14 protein-coding genes are annotated in these 16,865 nt (G+C 71.7%); 7 read left to right on the top strand and 7 right to left on the bottom strand.

From position 1 onward, the window contains the following. Positions 1-4: 4 nt before the first annotated feature. The 3 genes from MK786_RS10095 to MK786_RS10085 form a co-directional block, all read right to left on the bottom strand. Entirely contained in the window at positions 5-562 is a 558-nt protein-coding gene (locus tag MK786_RS10095; RefSeq protein WP_241112106.1) for a nucleoside phosphorylase, read from the bottom strand. A gap of 121 nt (positions 563-683) precedes the next feature. Beyond that, the gene (locus MK786_RS10090) at positions 684-2,198 is read right to left on the bottom strand and encodes a lipase maturation factor family protein (RefSeq protein ID WP_241112105.1); all 1,515 of its coding nucleotides are present in this window, start codon (positions 2,196-2,198) and stop codon (positions 684-686) included. A gap of 4 nt (positions 2,199-2,202) precedes the next feature. Further along, positions 2,203-3,666, bottom strand: coding sequence for an NAD(P)/FAD-dependent oxidoreductase (locus tag MK786_RS10085; RefSeq protein ID WP_241112104.1), 1,464 nt, complete (start codon positions 3,664-3,666; stop codon positions 2,203-2,205). A 241-nt stretch (positions 3,667-3,907) separates the two neighbouring features. Here MK786_RS10085 and MK786_RS10080 point away from each other — a divergent pair, with 241 nt between their 5' ends. Beyond that, complete coding sequence (locus tag MK786_RS10080) at positions 3,908-4,486, top strand: hypothetical protein (RefSeq protein WP_241112103.1); 579 nt, start codon at positions 3,908-3,910, stop codon at positions 4,484-4,486. Positions 4,487-4,627: 141 nt separating this feature from the next. Here MK786_RS10080 and MK786_RS10075 read toward each other — a convergent pair whose 3' ends face one another. Continuing rightward, positions 4,628-6,694: an NAD(+) synthase gene (locus MK786_RS10075; protein WP_241112102.1), complete on the bottom strand. Its 2,067-nt coding sequence runs from the start codon at positions 6,692-6,694 to the stop codon at positions 4,628-4,630. A gap of 142 nt (positions 6,695-6,836) precedes the next feature. Here MK786_RS10075 and MK786_RS10070 point away from each other — a divergent pair, with 142 nt between their 5' ends. The 4 genes from MK786_RS10070 (at position 6,837) to MK786_RS10055 (ending at position 12,809) form a co-directional block, all read left to right on the top strand. After that, a complete protein-coding gene (locus MK786_RS10070; RefSeq protein ID WP_241112101.1) occupies positions 6,837-10,379 on the top strand; it encodes a TM0106 family RecB-like putative nuclease in 3,543 nt (1,180 codons plus the stop codon). 42 nt (positions 10,380-10,421) lie between these two features. After that, on the top strand, positions 10,422-10,742 hold the full coding sequence (locus MK786_RS10065) for a DUF3467 domain-containing protein (protein WP_241112100.1): 321 nt from the start codon (positions 10,422-10,424) through the stop codon (positions 10,740-10,742). A gap of 205 nt (positions 10,743-10,947) precedes the next feature. Further along, positions 10,948-11,478 carry a hypothetical protein gene (locus MK786_RS10060; RefSeq protein ID WP_241112099.1) on the top strand — a complete coding sequence of 177 codons (531 nt, stop codon included), beginning with the start codon at positions 10,948-10,950 and terminating at the stop codon, positions 11,476-11,478. Further along, a complete protein-coding gene (locus MK786_RS10055) occupies positions 11,475-12,809 on the top strand; it encodes a type III PLP-dependent enzyme (protein WP_241112098.1) in 1,335 nt (444 codons plus the stop codon). The genes MK786_RS10060 and MK786_RS10055 overlap by 4 nt, the downstream gene beginning before the upstream one ends. Before the next feature lie 7 nt (positions 12,810-12,816). On the opposite strand, the gene upp is transcribed toward MK786_RS10055, so the two are convergent. After that, positions 12,817-13,449, bottom strand: coding sequence for a uracil phosphoribosyltransferase (gene upp, locus MK786_RS10050; protein ID WP_241112097.1), 633 nt, complete (start codon positions 13,447-13,449; stop codon positions 12,817-12,819). 107 nt (positions 13,450-13,556) lie between these two features. On the opposite strand from upp, the gene MK786_RS10045 reads away from it, so the two are divergent. Continuing rightward, a complete protein-coding gene (locus MK786_RS10045; RefSeq protein ID WP_241112220.1) occupies positions 13,557-13,988 on the top strand; it encodes a nucleoside deaminase in 432 nt (143 codons plus the stop codon). 79 nt (positions 13,989-14,067) lie between these two features. On the opposite strand, the gene MK786_RS10040 is transcribed toward MK786_RS10045, so the two are convergent. Continuing rightward, positions 14,068-15,042: a S9 family peptidase gene (locus MK786_RS10040; protein WP_241112096.1), complete on the bottom strand. Its 975-nt coding sequence runs from the start codon at positions 15,040-15,042 to the stop codon at positions 14,068-14,070. Between the two features lie 154 nt (positions 15,043-15,196). On the opposite strand from MK786_RS10040, the gene MK786_RS10035 reads away from it, so the two are divergent. After that, positions 15,197-15,931, top strand: coding sequence for a DUF2306 domain-containing protein (locus MK786_RS10035; RefSeq protein WP_241112095.1), 735 nt, complete (start codon positions 15,197-15,199; stop codon positions 15,929-15,931). A 1-nt stretch (position 15,932) separates the two neighbouring features. Here MK786_RS10035 and MK786_RS10030 read toward each other — a convergent pair whose 3' ends face one another. Continuing rightward, positions 15,933-16,862, bottom strand: a complete 930-nt coding sequence (locus MK786_RS10030) for an LLM class F420-dependent oxidoreductase (protein ID WP_241112094.1) — start codon at positions 16,860-16,862, stop codon at positions 15,933-15,935. Positions 16,863-16,865 lie beyond the last annotated feature (3 nt).

Below are 16,865 nucleotides of genomic sequence, written 5' to 3'. Positions count from 1 at the left end.
ACGGTCAGACGCCGTACTCGGTGCGGATCGTGTCGCGCAGCTGGTGGCTGCAGGCCGTCACGGTGGCGCGCCAGTCCGTGATCGCGTCGTCCTGTGCGCGGTCCGACACGGCCTTGAGCACGCGGATCGGCACGCCGAACTGCTCGGCGACCCACCCGTACGCGTAGGTCTCCATGTCGACGAGGCGCGCTCCGAGCGGGCGGATGACCGACACGGCCTCGGCGTCGTCGACGAAGTGGTCGCCGGTGGCGATGATGACGCCGTCGCGACCGAGCTCCACGCGCGGGGGAAGCGACACGTGCTGGCCGACCTTGCCGTCGATGTCGGTGACGTCGTGCTGGATCGCCGCCTCGATGTCGTAGACGGCCGCCTCGAGGGTCGCGTCGATGGCGCCGGCCGTGCCGACGACGACGACCTCGTCATACGCGCCGGCGTCGAGCGCGCGCGTCAGCGCGTACGTGGCCTGCAGCTTCCCGGGACCGGTCACGAGCCGGTCGAAGCCGGGGAGGTCGGCGGGGAACGCGACGAGTTCGGCCTCGAGGGCCGCGACGAGGAGCTTCACCCCCCTATTCTCCCCGGCCCTACCTGAACGTACGCCGGTCGCCTCCGACGGTCGCCTCCGACGGTCGCGTCCGCCGGCCGCCTCCGCGACCCTGCGACCCGGTCCCCGCCGGCATGCGCCTTCAGCCGCGGCGCAAGGCCATCGGGCCCAGCACGTCGCCGCGCCGCTGCCGGTGCCACCGCTCTCGGGCGGTGCGGAACTCCGCGTGCGTGGTGAACCGGTAGTGATAGGCCACCGCGCGCACCCACACCGGCCGCTCACCGCGGAACGGATCGCCGGCGAGCAGCCGCAGGGTCGCGGCATCCGCTTCGAGCAATCTGATCAGGAGCACCGTGAACCAGTCGTCGAGAGAGCGGCCGAGGGGCAGGAACCACATCAGCCAGTCGAGGCGAAGGTGATACGGAGCGAACTGCCGGGGCACGCGCCGCACGTCGCCCGGCTTGCCTTTGAAGGAGTACTCGCGCCAGGTCGCGGCATCCGGATCCTCGTCTGTCGTCCCCTCGATGACGATCTCGATCCGCTGCTTGGTGACCGTGCCGAACGCACCGTAGGCGTTCGCCAGCTGCCAGCGGTTGAAGCTCGCGTTCATGAGCTGCCGGTGCGCGAAGAGGTTGTGCAGCGGCCACCAGCTCAGCACGGCGTAGACCACTCCGACAGCGCAAGTGACGACGAGCCAGGGGAGCGGCAGCCCGTCGACGATCCACGGCGGTCCGTGCGCGAGGGTCGAGTCGCGCTCGAAGGGCAGCCCGATGGCCGAGAAGGCGAGCACGATGGTGATCCAGTTCAGCCACGCGAAGTTGCCGGTGATCACCAGCCACAGCTGCGTCGCGATCACGATCGCGCCGGCCACAGCACCGACGATCGCGGGAACGGGTCCGGGAACCCACAGCCCGAGGAGCGGAGCGAAGAGGAACCACGGCACGATCAGCTGGGCGATGTGGTTCCCCACCACCTCGCCCTTGTGGAACCAGCGGGGGAGCAGGTGCGCCTGCCGGCTGAGCGGACCGGGCATCGGCTGGGTCTCGTGGTGGTAGGTGAGCGCCGTCAGGTCGCGCCACTCGCGTCCGCCGCGGATCTTGATCATCCCCGCGCCGAACTCCAGCCGGAACACGAGCCACCAGAAGAGCACGATCACGACCGTGGGCGGCGGCTCAGCGGCGGACCCCAGGAACGCGGCGAGGAAGCCGGCCTCGAGCAGCAGCATCTCCCAGCCGAAGCCGTAGAAGGTCTGCCCGATGCTGACGATCGACATGTAGCCCAGCCACAGCGCCAGGAAGCAGGCCATCGGAGCCCACGGAGTGAACAGCTGCGGGATGCCGCACACCAGAGCCGCCGCTACGACGCAGCCCGTCCAGCAGAGCGCCGCCAGCCGGCGGTCGGTGTACGTCACCCAGCGGAACAGCGTCGGGCGCAGCCGCCAGGCCGACCTGCGCGCGCTGCGGGCGTCCTGGCCCCGCCCGGCCGCCGAAGCCTTCGCCCACGCCAGCAGCTCCGGGGCGGGCAACAGGCCGCGCTCGCCGAGCAGCGGCCGGAACTGGTTCACCGTCGAGATGAAGGCGACGACGTAGATCGCGGCGATGCCCCGCTGGAGCACCTCCCGCGCGACCCCGAAGTCGACTGCTGCGAAGCCATCCATGCCGTCACGTCCGGAACAGGTCCTCGGGCTCGAGCCGGAGCCCCTGCGTGTCGCGCAGCGCCTGCCGCGCCGCGTACCACCCCGGCATGCCCGTCACGCCGGGGCCGGGCGGTGAGGCGGCCGATGCGAGGTACACGCCGGGCATCGGCGTGCGCCACGGGGTCGGCGAGACCGTCGGCCGGCGGACCGCCTGCGCGAAGGTGAACGCGCCGCCCAGGATGTCGCCGCCGATGTCGGCCGGGTTGTAGGCCTCGCGCTGCGCCGCGGTCATGGAGCTCGACGCCAGGATCCGGTCACGGAAGCCGGGGGCGAAGCGCTCGACCTGACGCGTCACGAGCTCGGTGGCGTCGAGCGTCGAGTGCGCCGGCACGTGGATGTAGGCCCACAGCACGTGCTTGCCCTCGGGCGCCCGGCTCGGATCGAGCACCGTCGGCTGTACGGCGAGCACATACGGGCGGTCGGTGACCCTACCGCGGGCGACGGCGTTCTCGCTCGCCTCGACCTCGGCGCGGGTCCCTCCGAGGTGGACCGTCGGCGCTTGCGCCACAGCGGGGTGCGCCCACGGCACCGGGCCGTCGAGCGCGAAGTCGACCTTGGCGGCGGCGGCCCCGTAGCGGTAGCGGCGGATCGCCTTCGCATACCGCGCCGGGATGCCGGGATGAGTGAGCGCGAGCCGCGGCGTCGTGTCGAGCAGCAGCACATCGCCCGCGGCGGGGTCGCCCCAGTCGAGACCGTCGAGCGTGGTCACGTACTGCCCGGTCTCGATCGCGCCGCCGTGCGCCCTTAGATCGTCGGCGAGCACATCCGCGATGCGCTGCGCCCCGCCGCGGGGGAAGGCCCAGCCGTCCGCCGCGTGCGCGTGCGCCGCGAGGAAGAGCCCGGACGCCGACGCGCCCACGCTGGGCAGCCGTGAGTTCGAGTGCGCCAGCACACCCGCGAGCAGGGCGTTCGCCTCCTCCGTCGCGAACGTGCCGCGGCCGAGGCGCGAGCCCAGCTGAAGGGCGCGCAGTCCGTAGCGGACGGTGGTGACCGGATGCCGCGGCCAGCGCAGCAGTTGGGATCCGGTGAAATCGACTACGGCGTCGAGGTGCGTGCTCAGCGGGCGCAGCGCCGCGAGCCACATCCGGCCGTCGCGGCCGAGCCCCGCCGCCGTGCGCTCGATGTCGCGCCACGCGATCGCGGCCCGCCCGTCGTCGAGCGGCTGGGCGTAGGACGCCTCGGGGTGGATCCATTCGATGCGCTCGCCGAGCCCGAAGGCGCGGAAGACCGGCGACGACAGGGCGGCGGGATGCACCGCCGAGCACACGTCGTGGACGAACCCGGGCAGCGTCAGCTCCGCACTGCGCACGCCGCCGCCGACCGTGGGGGCGGCCTCGAGCACGCGCACCTCGAAGCCCGCGCGGGCGAGCGCGACGGCGGCGGAGAGCCCGTTCGGCCCACTGCCGACCACGGTCGCACGTCTGGCCATGGCACCATCCTGGCACCGCCCCCGGCGCGCCGCACACTGGGTCTGCGGGCGGTTGCGCCACCCGGCGCGTGGGCGTAGCCGGGCGGTTGCGCCACCCGGCGCGTGGGCGTAGCCCGGGGGTTGCGGGACCCGGCACGTGGGCGTAGCCGGGGGGTGCGGCATCCGTCGCGCGGCGCACTTCCTCGTTCCGGGAACCCGCGACATGATGAAGGAAGCGGGAGGCCGCGGGAAGAGGTGGACCATGGAATCGGTGCTGCTGGACACTCCGGAGGGGATCACGGCTCGGCTCGGCTGGGACCCGAAGCTTCCGGAGCACGATCGCAAGCGCACTCTGGCGAAGGAGATCGTCGCAGCGCAGCTCGGCGTAGATCCCAGGACCGTGCGCGTCGAGCGCGAGGCACCGGGGACCTTCGGCTTCCACACCCAGCTCATCGCCGAGGTCGAGGGCCAGGAGGTGCCGCTGCGCATCCGCAACGCCAACTATCGTGCGGCCACGGTGGTCGCCGTCGCCGACCCGGCGATCCCGCTCGGCCTCGACCTGCGCGACGCCCACCCGGACGAGCCGACGCTGCGCGAGATGAAGCGGCACTCCCACTTGTACGATGACAGCGACGTCGATCAGCTGCTCGCGCACTGGACGCGAGTGCAGGCCGTGCGCGACGCGGACGGCCGCGGTGCCCGAGTCGCCGCCGACCATGTGCGCCTCGACAGTCCGCGCACGAGGGGCTGGATACCCGATCGCCGCGTCTACTACAAGCTCGCCGACCTGTCGCGCGACAGCTGGATCATCACGCTCGCCTACGGCGCAGCGCCGGTCTGACCCCCCGATCCGGCGTCGCCCGTGCGCCGGCCGAGCACAACGTCGGCGAATTCCGCCGATACGCCGCGCACCATGTAGGGAAGGTGGCGTGTCGGCTGAGATCGCCGACTCTGTGCACGGGACGCGGCCGCGTCCTCCCGCTCACTCCTCGACGAGCTCGGGAAGAGCGGCCTTGAGCTCCGCGATCCACACGTTCGCGTTGCCGTCCGACGGCGCGCGCCAGTCGCCGCGGGGCGACAGCGAGCCGGTCGGCGAGACCTTCGGGCCGTTGGGGATCGCCGAGCGCTTGAACTGCGCGAACGCGAAGTAGCGCCGCAGGAAGACCTGCAGCCACTTCGCGACCGTCGGCAGGTCATAGGCGTAGCGGTCCTCGGCGGGGAACCCGGGCGGCCAGGCGCCCGCATCCTTGTCCCCCCACGCGTGCGCGGCGAGGTAGGCGATCTTCGACGGGCGGAACCCGAACCGCAGGATGTGGTGCAGCGCGAAGTCGTGGAGCGCGTAGGGGCCGATGCGGTCCTCGGTGGACTGCAGCTTGCCGTCCTGCCCCGCCGGCACGAGCTCCGGCGAGATCTCCGTGTCGAGCACCGACTGCAGCACGCGCTTGGCTTCGGACGACAGATCGGTCGAGCCCTCGCCCTCGTGCGAGATCACCCAGCGGATCACGTGCTGGATGAGCGTCTTCGGCACGCCCGCGTTCACCGCGTAGTGGCTCATGTGGTCGCCGACGCCGTATGTCGCCCAGCCGAGCGCGAGCTCCGAGAGATCGGACGTGCCGATCACCATTCCGCCGTGGTGATTCGCGAGGCGGAAGAGGTAGTCGGTGCGCAGGCCGGCCTGCACGTTCTCGAACGTGATGTCGTGCACCGGCTCGCCGTCGGCGAACGGGTGGTCCAGGCGCTCGAGCATCTCGGTCGCGAGGGGTCGTATGTCGATCGTCTCGATCGAGGCCCCCACCGCCTCGGCCAGGGCGATGGCGTTCGACTTGGTGTGTGCGCTGGTCGCGAATCCCGGCATCGTGTACGCGAGGATGTCGCTGCGCGGGCGGCCCATGCGGTCCATCGCGCGCGCGACGACGAGCAGCGCGTGCGTCGAGTCCAGCCCGCCGCTGACACCGATGACGGGCTTGGGCTCACCGATCGCCTGCAGGCGCTGAACCAGCCCCGAGACCTGGATGTTGAACGCCTCGTAGCAGTCCTGCGCCAGCCGGTCGGGGTCGTCGGGCACGAACGGGAAGCGGTCGAGCGTGCGACGCAGCCCGATGTCGGCGGCGGGCGGGTCGAGTTCGAAGTGCACGACGCGGAACCGCGGGTCGTGCGTGCGGCGGTTGTCGTCGAAGGTGCCCTGGCGCAGGCGGTCCTGCCGCAGACGGTCGAGATCGACGTCGGCGACCGATCGGCGAGGTCCGTCGGGGAACCGCTCCGTCTCGGACAGCAGGTTGCCGGCCTCGTAGATCATCGTCTGGCCGTCCCACGAGACGTCGTTCGTGGACTCGCCCATTCCCGCGGCGGCATATGCATACGCGGCGAGGCAGCGGAGCGACTGCGACTGGCACAGATCCTTGCGGTCCTCGGCGCGGGCGATCGTGATCGGGCTGCCGCTGAGGTTCAGCAGCACGGTGGCGCCGGCGAGGGCTGCACCGGCGGACGGCGGGATCGGCACCCACACGTCTTCGCACACCTCGGCGTGAACGACGAGCCCGGGCACATCGAGCGCCTCGAAGAGAAGATCGGGACCGAACGGAGCCTCCAGTTCGCCCACGCGGATGTCTTCGCCCACCTGGTCATCGCCCGGCGCATACCAGCGGCGCTCATAGAACTCGCGGTAGGTCGGCAGGTAGGACTTGGGCGCGACGCCCAGCAGCTCGCCGCGGTGGATGACGACGGCGCAGTTGTAGAGCCGGTTGCCGTGGCGCAGCGGCGCGCCGACCACGAGCATCGGGAAGAGATCAGCGGATGCCTCGACCAGCCGCTCGATCGCGCGTTCGACGGCGTCGAGCACGGCATCCTGCATCACCAGGTCCTCGATCGAGTAGCCGGTGAGGCACAGCTCGGGGAAGACGGCGACCGCCACGGCCTCGGCGTCGCACTCGCGCGCCGTGGCGAGCACGGCGTCGGTGTTCGCGACGGGGTCGGCGATCGTGATCGGGATCGTGCAGGCCGCGATGCGTGCGAACCCGTGCCGGTAGGCGCTCTCGAAGGGGAGGCTCATGCCTTCAGTCTGTCAGGCGCGCTCGGCCGCCGGCGAGGCCTTGCGCGCGGGGCCTGCGCCGCGCCTGCGCGCCGAGCCGGGGGGCAGGCGCGGACGGGGGTGTCGGCGGCCGCGGCTAGGGTCGTGGAGGAGAAGGGCGGGAATGCGATACATCGAAGACGAGGGCCGGATCGTCTGGAGCGCGAGCGACCTCAAGGCGGCGGCCGAGTGCGAGTTCGCCTGGCTGCGAGCCATCGACGCGAAGCTGGGGCGGGTGGCGGCGGTCGAAGAGCCCGAAGACCTCACTCTTCTCCGTGCCGGGCGGCTGGGCACCCTGCACGAGCGCCGTGTGCTCGCCGAGTACATCGAGCGGTTCGGCGACGGGGTCGTCGAGGTTCCCGAGGCGCGGTCGTCCGACGCCGTGGCGCTCGCCGAGGCCGTCGCGCTCACGAACGCCGCCCTGGTCTCCGACGCCGACGTCGTCTACCAGGCCGCCTTCGCCACGACCGACTTCGTCGGGTTCGCCGACTTCCTCGTGCGCGACGCCGACGGCCGGTGGGTCGTGCAAGACACCAAGCTCGCCCGTCATGCGCGGGTCACCGCGCTCATGCAGCTCGCGGCGTACGTCGACCAGCTCGACCGGCTCCGCGTCCCGCGATCCGATCGCGTCGAGCTCCTCCTCGGCGACGGCAGCGTCAGCGAGCACGAGGTCGACGACCTGCTGCCGGTGTTCCGTCTGCGGCGCGAGCGCCTTGCCGCGCTCATCGCCGACCGCCGCCTCGACCTGCGCGTCGCCGGCGAGGCGATCGCCTGGGGCGACCCGCGCGGCGAGCTCGACGTCGTCGCATGCGGACGCTGCGCGACCTGCGACGCCGAGGTCGTGGCATCCCGCGACCTCCTCCTCGTCGCCGGCATGCGACCGGTTCAGCGACAGCGGCTGCGCGCGGCCGGGGTGCACACGATCGAAGAGCTCGCCGTCGCGCCGCGGGGTCCCTCGGGCATGAACCCCGACACATTCGGGATGCTGCGCACCCAGGCCAGGCTGCAGCTCGACAGTCCCGCGGGGACGCCCCCGCTCGCGCCACCACCGTCGGATCACGCCGGCCCCCCACCGCTGCCGACCTTCGAGGTCGTGGCCCCGACCGCGCTGGGCGCGCTGCCCCGCCCCGACCATGGCGATCTGTTCTTCGACTTCGAGGGCGACCCGCTGCACAGCGAGCCGCAGCCGCCGGGCCGCGAGGGCGAGCCGACGCAGTGGGGGATCGACTACCTCTTCGGCTGGGTCGACGACCGCGAGCAGTACAGCGCGCTGTGGGCGCACTCGTTCGCCGATGAGAAGCGCGCCCTCGAGACGTTCCTCGACATCGTCGACCTGCGCCGCAGGCAGCATCCGGGCATGCACATCTACCACTACGCGCCCTACGAGCCGTCGCACCTGCTCGCCATGGCCGCTCGGCACGGAGTCCGCGAGGCCGATGTCGACCGCCTCCTGCGCGACGGGGTCTTCGTCGACCTGTATCCCATCGTGCGGCGCGCGCTGCGCGTGGGCTCGCGCTCGTACTCGATCAAGAAGCTCGAGCCGCTCTACATGGGTGCCGAGGTGCGCACGAGCGACGTGCAGAAGGGCGACGACTCGATCGTCCGCTACGTCGAGGCCCGCGCGTTCGCCGCCGACGGCGACGAGGCGGCCGCGCAGCAGATCCTCGACGACCTCGCCGACTACAACCGCTACGACTGCGTGTCCACGCGACGCCTGCGCGACTGGCTGGTCGACCGTGCCCGCGAGGCGGGTCTGCGCCCTTCGCCCAACGGCGAGGCCGACGACCGCGCGTACGAGCCGTCGCACCGCGCGCTCGCCCTGGCGCGGCTCGCTGTCGCGCACCCCGCCGACTCCGCCGACGCACAGTCGCTGCGACTGGGTGCCGCTGCGATCGACTACTACCCGCGTGAATCGAAGACCTTCTGGGCGACGCATTTCCTGCGGCTGCGCGAGCCGGTGTCGCTGTGGGAGGAGACGCGCGATGTCGTCGTCATAGACCCTGCTCGCTCACGGGTGGTCGAGGACTGGCACTTCGCCGAGAGTGGCCGCGGCGGCGAGCGGCGCACGATCGAGCTGCGCGGTGAGCTGGCACCCGGCACGCGCCTGAGCGAGGGCAGCCAGCCCTTCGCGCTCTACGAGCTGCCGGCACCATACCCGTTCGAAGGGTCGCCACGGTGGATCCACTCGTACCGGTCGATCACGGTGCTCGAGGTACTCGACGACGGGGCGATCGTCGAAGAGACGGCGGTCGACGGCGTGACCTGGTCGCGACTGCCGATCGCGCTCACGCCGATGGCGCCGCCGTCCGCAGGAAACCAGCAGTCGGCGATCGACGCGTGGGCCGACGCCGTGGTCGACGCCGCGCCGTCGCTCCCCGCCGACCCTGCGACCGACATCCTCGCTCGGCGTCCCCCGCGCACCGTCGGCGGAGGACTGCCCGCGTCGACGGGCGACGACGTCGACGCGATCGTGCGCGCCGTCGTCGACCTCGACCGCAGCTACCTCGCAGTGCAGGGCCCGCCGGGTACCGGCAAGACCTACGTCGGCTCGCATGTGATCGCCCGGCTCGTCCGCGAGCGCGCATTCACGGTCGGCGTGGTCGCGCAGTCGCACGCCGTGGTCGAGAACATGCTCGAGCGCATCGTCGCAGCGGGCGTCCCGAAGGATCTCGTAGGCAAGGCGCCCAAGACCGAGCGCGAGGACTACTGCTTCACCCCGCTGCGCAAGAACGGCGTCGCCGAGTTCACCGCCGAGCGGGCCGATTCGGGATTCGTCGTCGGCGGCACGGCCTGGGACTTCAGCCACGAGGGGCGCATCCCGCGCGGCAGTCTCGACCTCCTCGTCATCGACGAGGCCGGGCAGTTCTCGCTCGCGTCGACCATCGCGGTGTCACTCGCCTCGCCGCGCCTGTTGCTGCTCGGCGACCCGCAGCAGCTTCCGCAGGTCAGCCAGGGCACCCACCCGGAGCCCGTCGACACGTCGGCGCTCGGCTGGGTCATGGACGGCGCCGACGTCGTCCCGCCCGAGTACGGCTACTTCCTCGCGCGCACGTGGCGCATGCATCCCGCGGTCGCCGAGCCCGTCTCGCGGCTGTCGTATCGGGGCGAGCTCGCCGCCCATCCGTCGACCGCACTGCGCACCCTCCAGGGGGTCGAGCCCGGGCTGCATCCGGTGCCGGTCCGCCACCGCGGGAACGCCACACAGTCCGTCGAGGAGGCTGCGGCCGTCGTCGACATCGTGAGAGGCGTCGTCGGCCGTGCATGGACCGATATCAGCGTCGACGACGACGGCGTGACGACACCGCTGGCGCCGCGGGCGCTGCAGCAGCGCGACATCATCGTCGTGACGCCCTACAACGCCCAGCAGGTTGCGGTCGAGGAGGCTCTGGCGGCCGCCGGGTTCTCCGACATCCCGGTGGGAACGGTCGACCGCTTCCAGGGGCAGGAGGCCGCCGTCGCGATCGTGTCGCTCGCGGCGTCCGCGGGGCGCGACGCACCGCGCGGCCTCGAGTTCCTGCTGCTGCGCAATCGGCTCAATGTCGCGATCTCCCGCGCCAAGCACACCGCCTACCTGGTGCACTCGCCGGCGCTGCTCGACGACCTGCCGTACACGCCCGAGGGCGTGGCGCGGCTCAGCGGATTCGCCCGGCTGGTCGGTCGGAGCTGAGCCGCGCGTAGACTCGCGCAGACAGCGACCCAGGAGGTGCGCATGGCCGACGAAGCGCCGCGCCAGTTCGAGATCGACCTTCCGCCGGAGCACATCGGCGGCGCCTACGCCGACTTCGCCAACGTGTGGCACACGCCCACCGTGTTCGTGATGGACTTCCTCACCCTCGCGCAGCCGCCGCGCGAACAGGTCGACGCCGAGACCGGCGAACGGCACACCATCGTCCCCGCGCGGGTCGTGAGCCGCATCCGGATCCCCCCGGAGCAGGTCTTCGAACTCGCCAAGGCGCTGACCCAGCAGCTGGAGTTCTGGGAGCAGGAGACGGGCCGGCGCAACCCCCAGGAACCCCTTCTCGACAACTGATCCTCTAGACAACCACGGCGAGCATGTCAACCCCGTCTCGAGGTTCCGCTCGCACGCGTACGCTGACGTAGCGTCGCATAGGCGCGGGTGCGGCATTCGTTCGGCGAGGGGCGGATGCCGCACCTTTTCTTGCCGGTGTTCTAGGTCGCCGGCGTCGGTATCACGCGCTCCGCCCTGCCCTCTTCCACGGGTGAGGGGGTGCGACATGACCACGATCGCCCACAGCCCCGGCACAACGGAGCAGACCCACGACGACGCTGCGCCCGGCGCACGGCGCCGCGGTCTGGGCTTCTGGATCACGCGGTACCTCCCGGCCGAGATCGTCGGCACCGCGGCGATGCTCATCGCCGGGCTGGGCGTGACGATCTGGACAGGCAACGCGGCCGTCATCGCCCTCGCCGGACTCCTCGGCGAGACCCTGGGGTTCTACGCCGTGCTGACGATCACCATCTTCATCGAGCAGGCGCCGGTCTCGCGCAACCGCCGTGTGGCGCTCGGGCGCACCATGATGCTGCTCGTCGCCGAGTTCGGCGTCGCCGAGATCCTGGACACCCTGCTCATCCGGCCCGCTCTGCTGATGGCGGGAGTCTGGCTGCTGGCCGACCCGCTGTGGGGCCTGCTCGCCGGCAAGGTCGTTGCCGACATCGTCTTCTACGCGATCGCGGCCGGGGCGTTCACGATCACCGCCCGCATAGGTCTCCGCGGCGGATCGCGCAGCGAGGAGCAGGTCTCATGACCGGCCCCGACCCCCACCCAGATGCCGGCGCCGGCGCCGTCGCCGTCGCCGTCGCCGTCGCGGCCACCGACACGCGTGCCGACCGCCGTGCAACCCGCACGCTCGTCGAACGGCGGCGGGCCGAGGCATCCGCTCTCCTCTCCACCGACGCCGCCCGCGCCGCGCTCGCGCTGCACGGCACCCCGCTGCTGCTGCTCGATCCGGAGCGAGTGCGGCGGCAGTACCGCCGGCTGCGCGACGCGCTGCCGTTCGCGCGCTTCCACTACGCGGTGAAGGCTCTCTCCCACGACGCTGTCGTCGGTGCGCTCGACGACGCGGGCAGCGGCTTCGACATCGCCACGGGAGAGGAACTGGAGCTGCTCACCCGGCGCGGGATCGGCGCGGCACGGATCATCCACACGCATCCCGTCAAGAAGCCGTCCGAGATCGCGGCGGCGCTCTCCGCGGGAGTGCGCACGTTCGTCGTCGACAACGACGCCGAACTGGCCAAGTTCGCCGGCGCACCCGCCGACGTCGGCCTCCTCGTACGGCTCGCCTATCGCAGCCCGCACGCGAAGAGCGACCTGTCGAGCAAGTTCGGCGTCGGGCCGTTCGAAGCGGCCCGCCTGGTCGAGCAGGCGAAGCGGCAGGGCACTCGCATCGCCGGGTTCAGCTTCCACGTCGGCAGCCAGCTCGATGATCCCGGCCGGTTCGCCGCCGCAGTGAGCGAGACCCTCGCGCTGATGGTCGACCTCGAGCGACGGCTGCGTGTGCGGTTCGACACGCTCGACATCGGCGGCGGGTTCCCCGTCTCTTATGACCGGCCCAGCGCAACGATCGAGGAGGTCGCCGCCCTCCTGCGGCCGATCCTCGAACCGCATGTCGGGCGACTCGACATCATCGCCGAGCCCGGCCGTGTGCTGGTCGCCGAGGCGATGACCCTCGTGACGAGCGTGGTCGGCGTCGCCGAACGCGCCGACGGACGCTGGTACTACCTCGATGACGGGGTGTACGGCTCGTACTCGAACGTCGTCGCCGAAGACGTGCATCCGCTCCTGTTCGCCGAGAAGGAGCTGCGTGACGGGCCGTCCGGCACCGAGACGCACCGGTGGGCGACGCTGGGCGGGCCGACATGCGACTCGACCGACGTGATCGCGCGAGAGACCCTGCTGCCCGAGCTCGCCCTGGGCGATCTTCTCGTGAGCCCGGTGATGGGCGCCTACACGTCGGTGACCGCGACGCGGTTCAACGGCCGCGCGCTCACGCCCATCGCGGTCATGGGGCGCGGACTCGCCACCGGCGAGGTGACGGCGGTCGGAGCATCCGACCCGCGTGCCGTCAGCATCGTGTGAGGGTCGGTCAGACCGTCCCGTACAGGCGGTCGCCGGCGTCACCGAGTCCGGGCACGATGTAGCCCTTGTCGTTGAGGCGCTCGTCCATCGCGCCGAGCACGAGGGTCACGTCACGGCCTTCGACCTGCTTCTCGATCGCCTGGACCCCTTCGGGGGCGCCCAGCAGGCAGATCGCGGTGACGTCCTGTGCGCCGCGCGCGAAGAGGAACTCGATCGCCGCGCCCAGCGAGCCGCCCGTCGCGAGCATCGGGTCGAGCACGAAGCACTGCCGATCGCTGAGGTCGTCGGGCAGGCGCTCGGCGTACGTCGACGGCTCGAGGGTCTCTTCGTTGCGCACCATGCCGAGGAAGCCCACCTCGGCGGTGGGTATGAGCTTGACCATGCCTTCGAGCATGCCGAGGCCGGCGCGCAGGATGGGCACGACGAGCGGGCGGGGCTCGCTGATCTTGACGCCTGTGGTCGTCGTGACCGGCGTCTGGATTTCGAGGGGCGACACCCGAACGCTGCGGGTCGCTTCGTAGGCGAGGAGCGTCACGAGCTCCTCGGTGAGCTGACGGAACACCGGCGACGGCGTGCGCTCGTCGCGCAGCACCGTGAGCTTGTGGGTGATGAGGGGGTGATCGGCGACGTGCAGGCGCATACGCCCAGGGTAGTGCGTGGCGGGCCGCGCGCCGGAAGCGGGTTCGCGCGCGAGCCCGACGGCCGTACGCTCGTGCTGTGACGTTCGACCCCGCCGACCTCGCCGCGATGGACCGCGCGCTCGCGCTGGCCGCCGCTGCGGGTGAGGCCGGCGACGTCCCTGTCGGGGCAGTGGTGACGGATGCCGCCGGCCGGCCGATCGGCGAGGGCCGGAACCTCCGCGAGGTCGAGCACGATCCGACGGCGCACGCGGAGGTGGTCGCGCTGCGCGCGGCTGCGGCCGCCGTCGGCTCGTGGAACCTCGAAGGGTGCACACTCGTCGTGACTCTCGAGCCGTGCGTCATGTGCGCCGGCGCCGTTCTGCAGTCGCGCGTCTCGCGGCTGGTCTTCGGCGCCTGGGACGAGAAGGCGGGCGCGGCCGGGTCGATGTACGACGTCGTGCGCGACCGGCGCCTGCCGTACCGCGCGGAGGTCATCCCGGGCGTGCGCGAGGCCGAGGCGTCCGCGCTCCTCCGCGCCTTCTTCGACGCGCGCCGCTGACCCGCACCGCTGACGCGCGCCGCCGACGTGCGCCGCTGACGCGCGCCGCTGACGCGCGGCACTGACCCGCGCCGCTGGATCAGGGCATGCGCTCGGCGAGGAACTCGGTGATCCGCTGGGCTACCGGCGCGGTGCCGTTCAAGAAGTGGTCCGCACCCTCGGCCTCGATGAGTTCCACGTCCTTGCCGGCACCGGTCCACTGGGCGGTGAGGAGTCTGGACCAGCCGATGGGAACGACGTCGTCATGGGTGCCGTGGACGACGAGCAGCGGCGACGCCATTCGATCGACGAAGGTGAGCGCCGACACGTCACGCCAGTAGTCCGGTGACTCCTCGAGGTCGCCGTGCGCGGCCATGATCGTGTCGTAGAACGGGGTTCCCGACGCGAAGCGCGTGACGTCCTCCCACGGCGAGACGTGAGACGGCGCCAACGCGACGACGGCGCGAGCGACGTCGGGCGCCACGACGGCGGCCTTCACGACCATCGCCCCGCCCAGGGAGTGCCCGACGATCGCCACCCGCTCGGCATCCACCTGCGGATCGGACGCGGTCGCCCGCGCGGCATTGACGACGTCGAGGGTCGCCCCGACATCCATGTCCGTCTCCCACGCGGGGTCGTCCTCCGACTCCCCGTGGTTGCGCAGATCGGGGACCACCACCGTGTAACCGCTGTCGACGAGGGCATCCGCGAGCTCGTCGTACTCCGTGAGGCCCGAGTACTCGTCGGGATCCACCGACCCGTGCACGAACACGATGGCGGGACTCTCGGGTGCGCCACTCGGCGGCCGGCGGATCACCGCCCGCAGGAGCAGGCCGCCGCTCTCGTAGGAGACGACGTCGGCGTGATCGCCATCGAAGTCGGTGGTCTCCTGTACGACCTCGAACACGGGATGCTCCGGCTCGGCCTCGATGATCGAGCGAAGCGTTCGGTCGCTCGGGAGGCTGACGTGCCCCGGACTCGGCATCGGCGACGCCGCAGTGCAGCCGCACAGTGTGATCAGGACGAACGCTGCGATCGCGGCCCCCAGTGGCCGCGCGTTGATTCCGTCGGGCATGGTGGCACCCCCGCAATCGATGAGCGAACAGTACTCCCGCAGTCGGCTCGGCGACAGTGGTCGCCGCTCCGCGCGAGATCCGGGGGTTCGCGCACCGCGCATCCGGGGGCCTGCACCCTGCCCGCCACACCGCGGCGTCCCTACCGTGACAGCCATGACTCGCCTCATCGAACCCGTCCGCACCGCTCCCGCCGGCACCCGGGGGTCGCGCACCGCCGGCCGCGTGGGCTGGGCCTTCGTGCTGCTCTCGGCCCTCGCCGTGGTGGCGTTCTCGGCGACGCCGTACTTCACCGCGTCGCTGCGCGAGCTCGCCGGCGACGGCGTCGGACTCGCCCCGACGTACGCCGACACGTCGGTCTTCGTGCAAGCGGCGTTCTACACGCACATCGTCGGCGGCGCGACGGCGCTCGTCCTCGGCGCGCTGCAGTTCTGGCGCGGACTGCGCGAGCGCGCACCGCGCGCGCATCGCTGGAGCGGCCGCCTCTATCTGGCCGGCGTCGCCGTCGGCGGGGCGGCGGGGCTCGTGATCGCTCCGTCCAGCCCTGCCGGCTACGTCGGGTTCTTCGGATTCGGCGCGCTGGCGGTGCTGTGGCTCATCACCGGCTGGCGCGCCTACCGTGCGATCCGTCGCGGCGACGTGCCGAGCCATCAGGCCTGGATGATCCGCAACTACGCGCTGACGTACGCGGGCGTGACGCTGCGGCTATGGCTGCCGCTTCTCATGATGTCCCCGATGCTGCTCGGGCAGTCCGTCGACATGGGCACGGCGTTCGCGAACGCATACGCGGCGGTGCCCTTCCTCTGCTGGCTGCCGAACCTGGTGGTCGCGGAGTGGCTCGTGCGCAGGCGCGGTCTCCCGTCGTACCGCCTGCCGGTGACGCGGGACTGACTCAGCGGGGGAGATGCGGCAGCACGTCCTGCCCGAGGTACTCGACCTGGTCGACGTCCTGCAGGTCCATCAGCTGCAGGTAGAGGCGATCGGCGCCGAGCGCGGCGATCCGCTCGACCTTGGCGACGATCTCGTCCCGCGAGCCGACGATGTCGGTGCCGCCCCGCAGCTGGTCCACCGTGCGACCGATGTTCGCCGCCCTGCGGTCGAGCTCTGGAGCGGATGCCGCGGCCAGCGTCGGCAGCGCGACGGAGAGCTTCAGCGTGCCGGGGTCACGGCCGATGCGCTCGCACGCGGCGCGCACCCCCGCGAAGCGCTCGGCGATCTCGTGCTCGGGACGGAACCCGATGTTGAACTCCGTGGCGAACCGGGCAGCGAGCTCGGGCGTGCGTCGGGGGCCGGCGCCGCCCACGATCAGCGGGATCCGCTCCTGCACCGGGCGGGGCAGGGGCGGAGCATCCGTCAGCTCGTAGTGTCTCCCCGAGAACGAGAATGTCTCCTCGACCGGGGTGCGCCACAGACCCGCGACGATCGCGAGCTGCTCCTCGAGCAGGTCGAACCGCTTGGCGGGGAACGGGATGCCGTACGCCCGGTGCTCGCGCTCGAACCAGCCGGTGCCGAGCCCGAGCTCGACTCGTCCGCCCGACATCGCGTCGACCTGCGCGACCAGGATCGCGAGGATGCCCGGCTGCCGGTAGGTGACCGACGACACCAGCGTGCCGAGACGGATGCGCGACGTCTCCCGCGCGAGCCCCGCCAGGGTCGTCCATGCGTCGGTCGGGCCTGGCAGCGGATCGCCGGCGCCCATGTGCAGATAGTGGTCGGAGCGGAAGAACCCGTCGAATCCGAGACGCTCGCCGGCCTGCGCGAATGCGAGCTGGTCGTCGTAGGTCGCACCCTGCTGCGGCTCGGTGAAGAGGCAGTACTCCATCGC

This window comes from Microbacterium sp. CFH 31415, from assembly GCF_022538185.1.
Classification (GTDB): domain Bacteria; phylum Actinomycetota; class Actinomycetes; order Actinomycetales; family Microbacteriaceae; genus Microbacterium.
This window is presented reverse-complemented; position numbering and strand designations above follow the sequence as displayed.

Coding starts and splice junctions, on each gene's coding strand:
- MK786_RS10080 (WP_241112103.1), top strand. CDS start 3,908: ATGGAATCGGTGCTGCTGGACACTCCGGAGGGGATCACGGCTCGGCTC.
- MK786_RS10065 (WP_241112100.1), top strand. CDS start 10,422: ATGGCCGACGAAGCGCCGCGCCAGTTCGAGATCGACCTTCCGCCGGAG.
- MK786_RS10085 (WP_241112104.1), bottom strand. CDS start 3,666: ATGGCCAGACGTGCGACCGTGGTCGGCAGTGGGCCGAACGGGCTCTCC.
- MK786_RS10035 (WP_241112095.1), top strand. CDS start 15,197: ATGACTCGCCTCATCGAACCCGTCCGCACCGCTCCCGCCGGCACCCGG.
- MK786_RS10030 (WP_241112094.1), bottom strand. CDS start 16,862: ATGGAGTACTGCCTCTTCACCGAGCCGCAGCAGGGTGCGACCTACGAC.
- upp (WP_241112097.1), bottom strand. CDS start 13,449: ATGCGCCTGCACGTCGCCGATCACCCCCTCATCACCCACAAGCTCACG.
- MK786_RS10075 (WP_241112102.1), bottom strand. CDS start 6,694: ATGAGCCTCCCCTTCGAGAGCGCCTACCGGCACGGGTTCGCACGCATC.
- MK786_RS10060 (WP_241112099.1), top strand. CDS start 10,948: ATGACCACGATCGCCCACAGCCCCGGCACAACGGAGCAGACCCACGAC.
- MK786_RS10090 (WP_241112105.1), bottom strand. CDS start 2,198: ATGGATGGCTTCGCAGCAGTCGACTTCGGGGTCGCGCGGGAGGTGCTC.
- MK786_RS10070 (WP_241112101.1), top strand. CDS start 6,837: ATGCGATACATCGAAGACGAGGGCCGGATCGTCTGGAGCGCGAGCGAC.
- MK786_RS10045 (WP_241112220.1), top strand. CDS start 13,557: ATGGACCGCGCGCTCGCGCTGGCCGCCGCTGCGGGTGAGGCCGGCGAC.
- MK786_RS10040 (WP_241112096.1), bottom strand. CDS start 15,042: ATGCCCGACGGAATCAACGCGCGGCCACTGGGGGCCGCGATCGCAGCG.
- MK786_RS10055 (WP_241112098.1), top strand. CDS start 11,475: ATGACCGGCCCCGACCCCCACCCAGATGCCGGCGCCGGCGCCGTCGCC.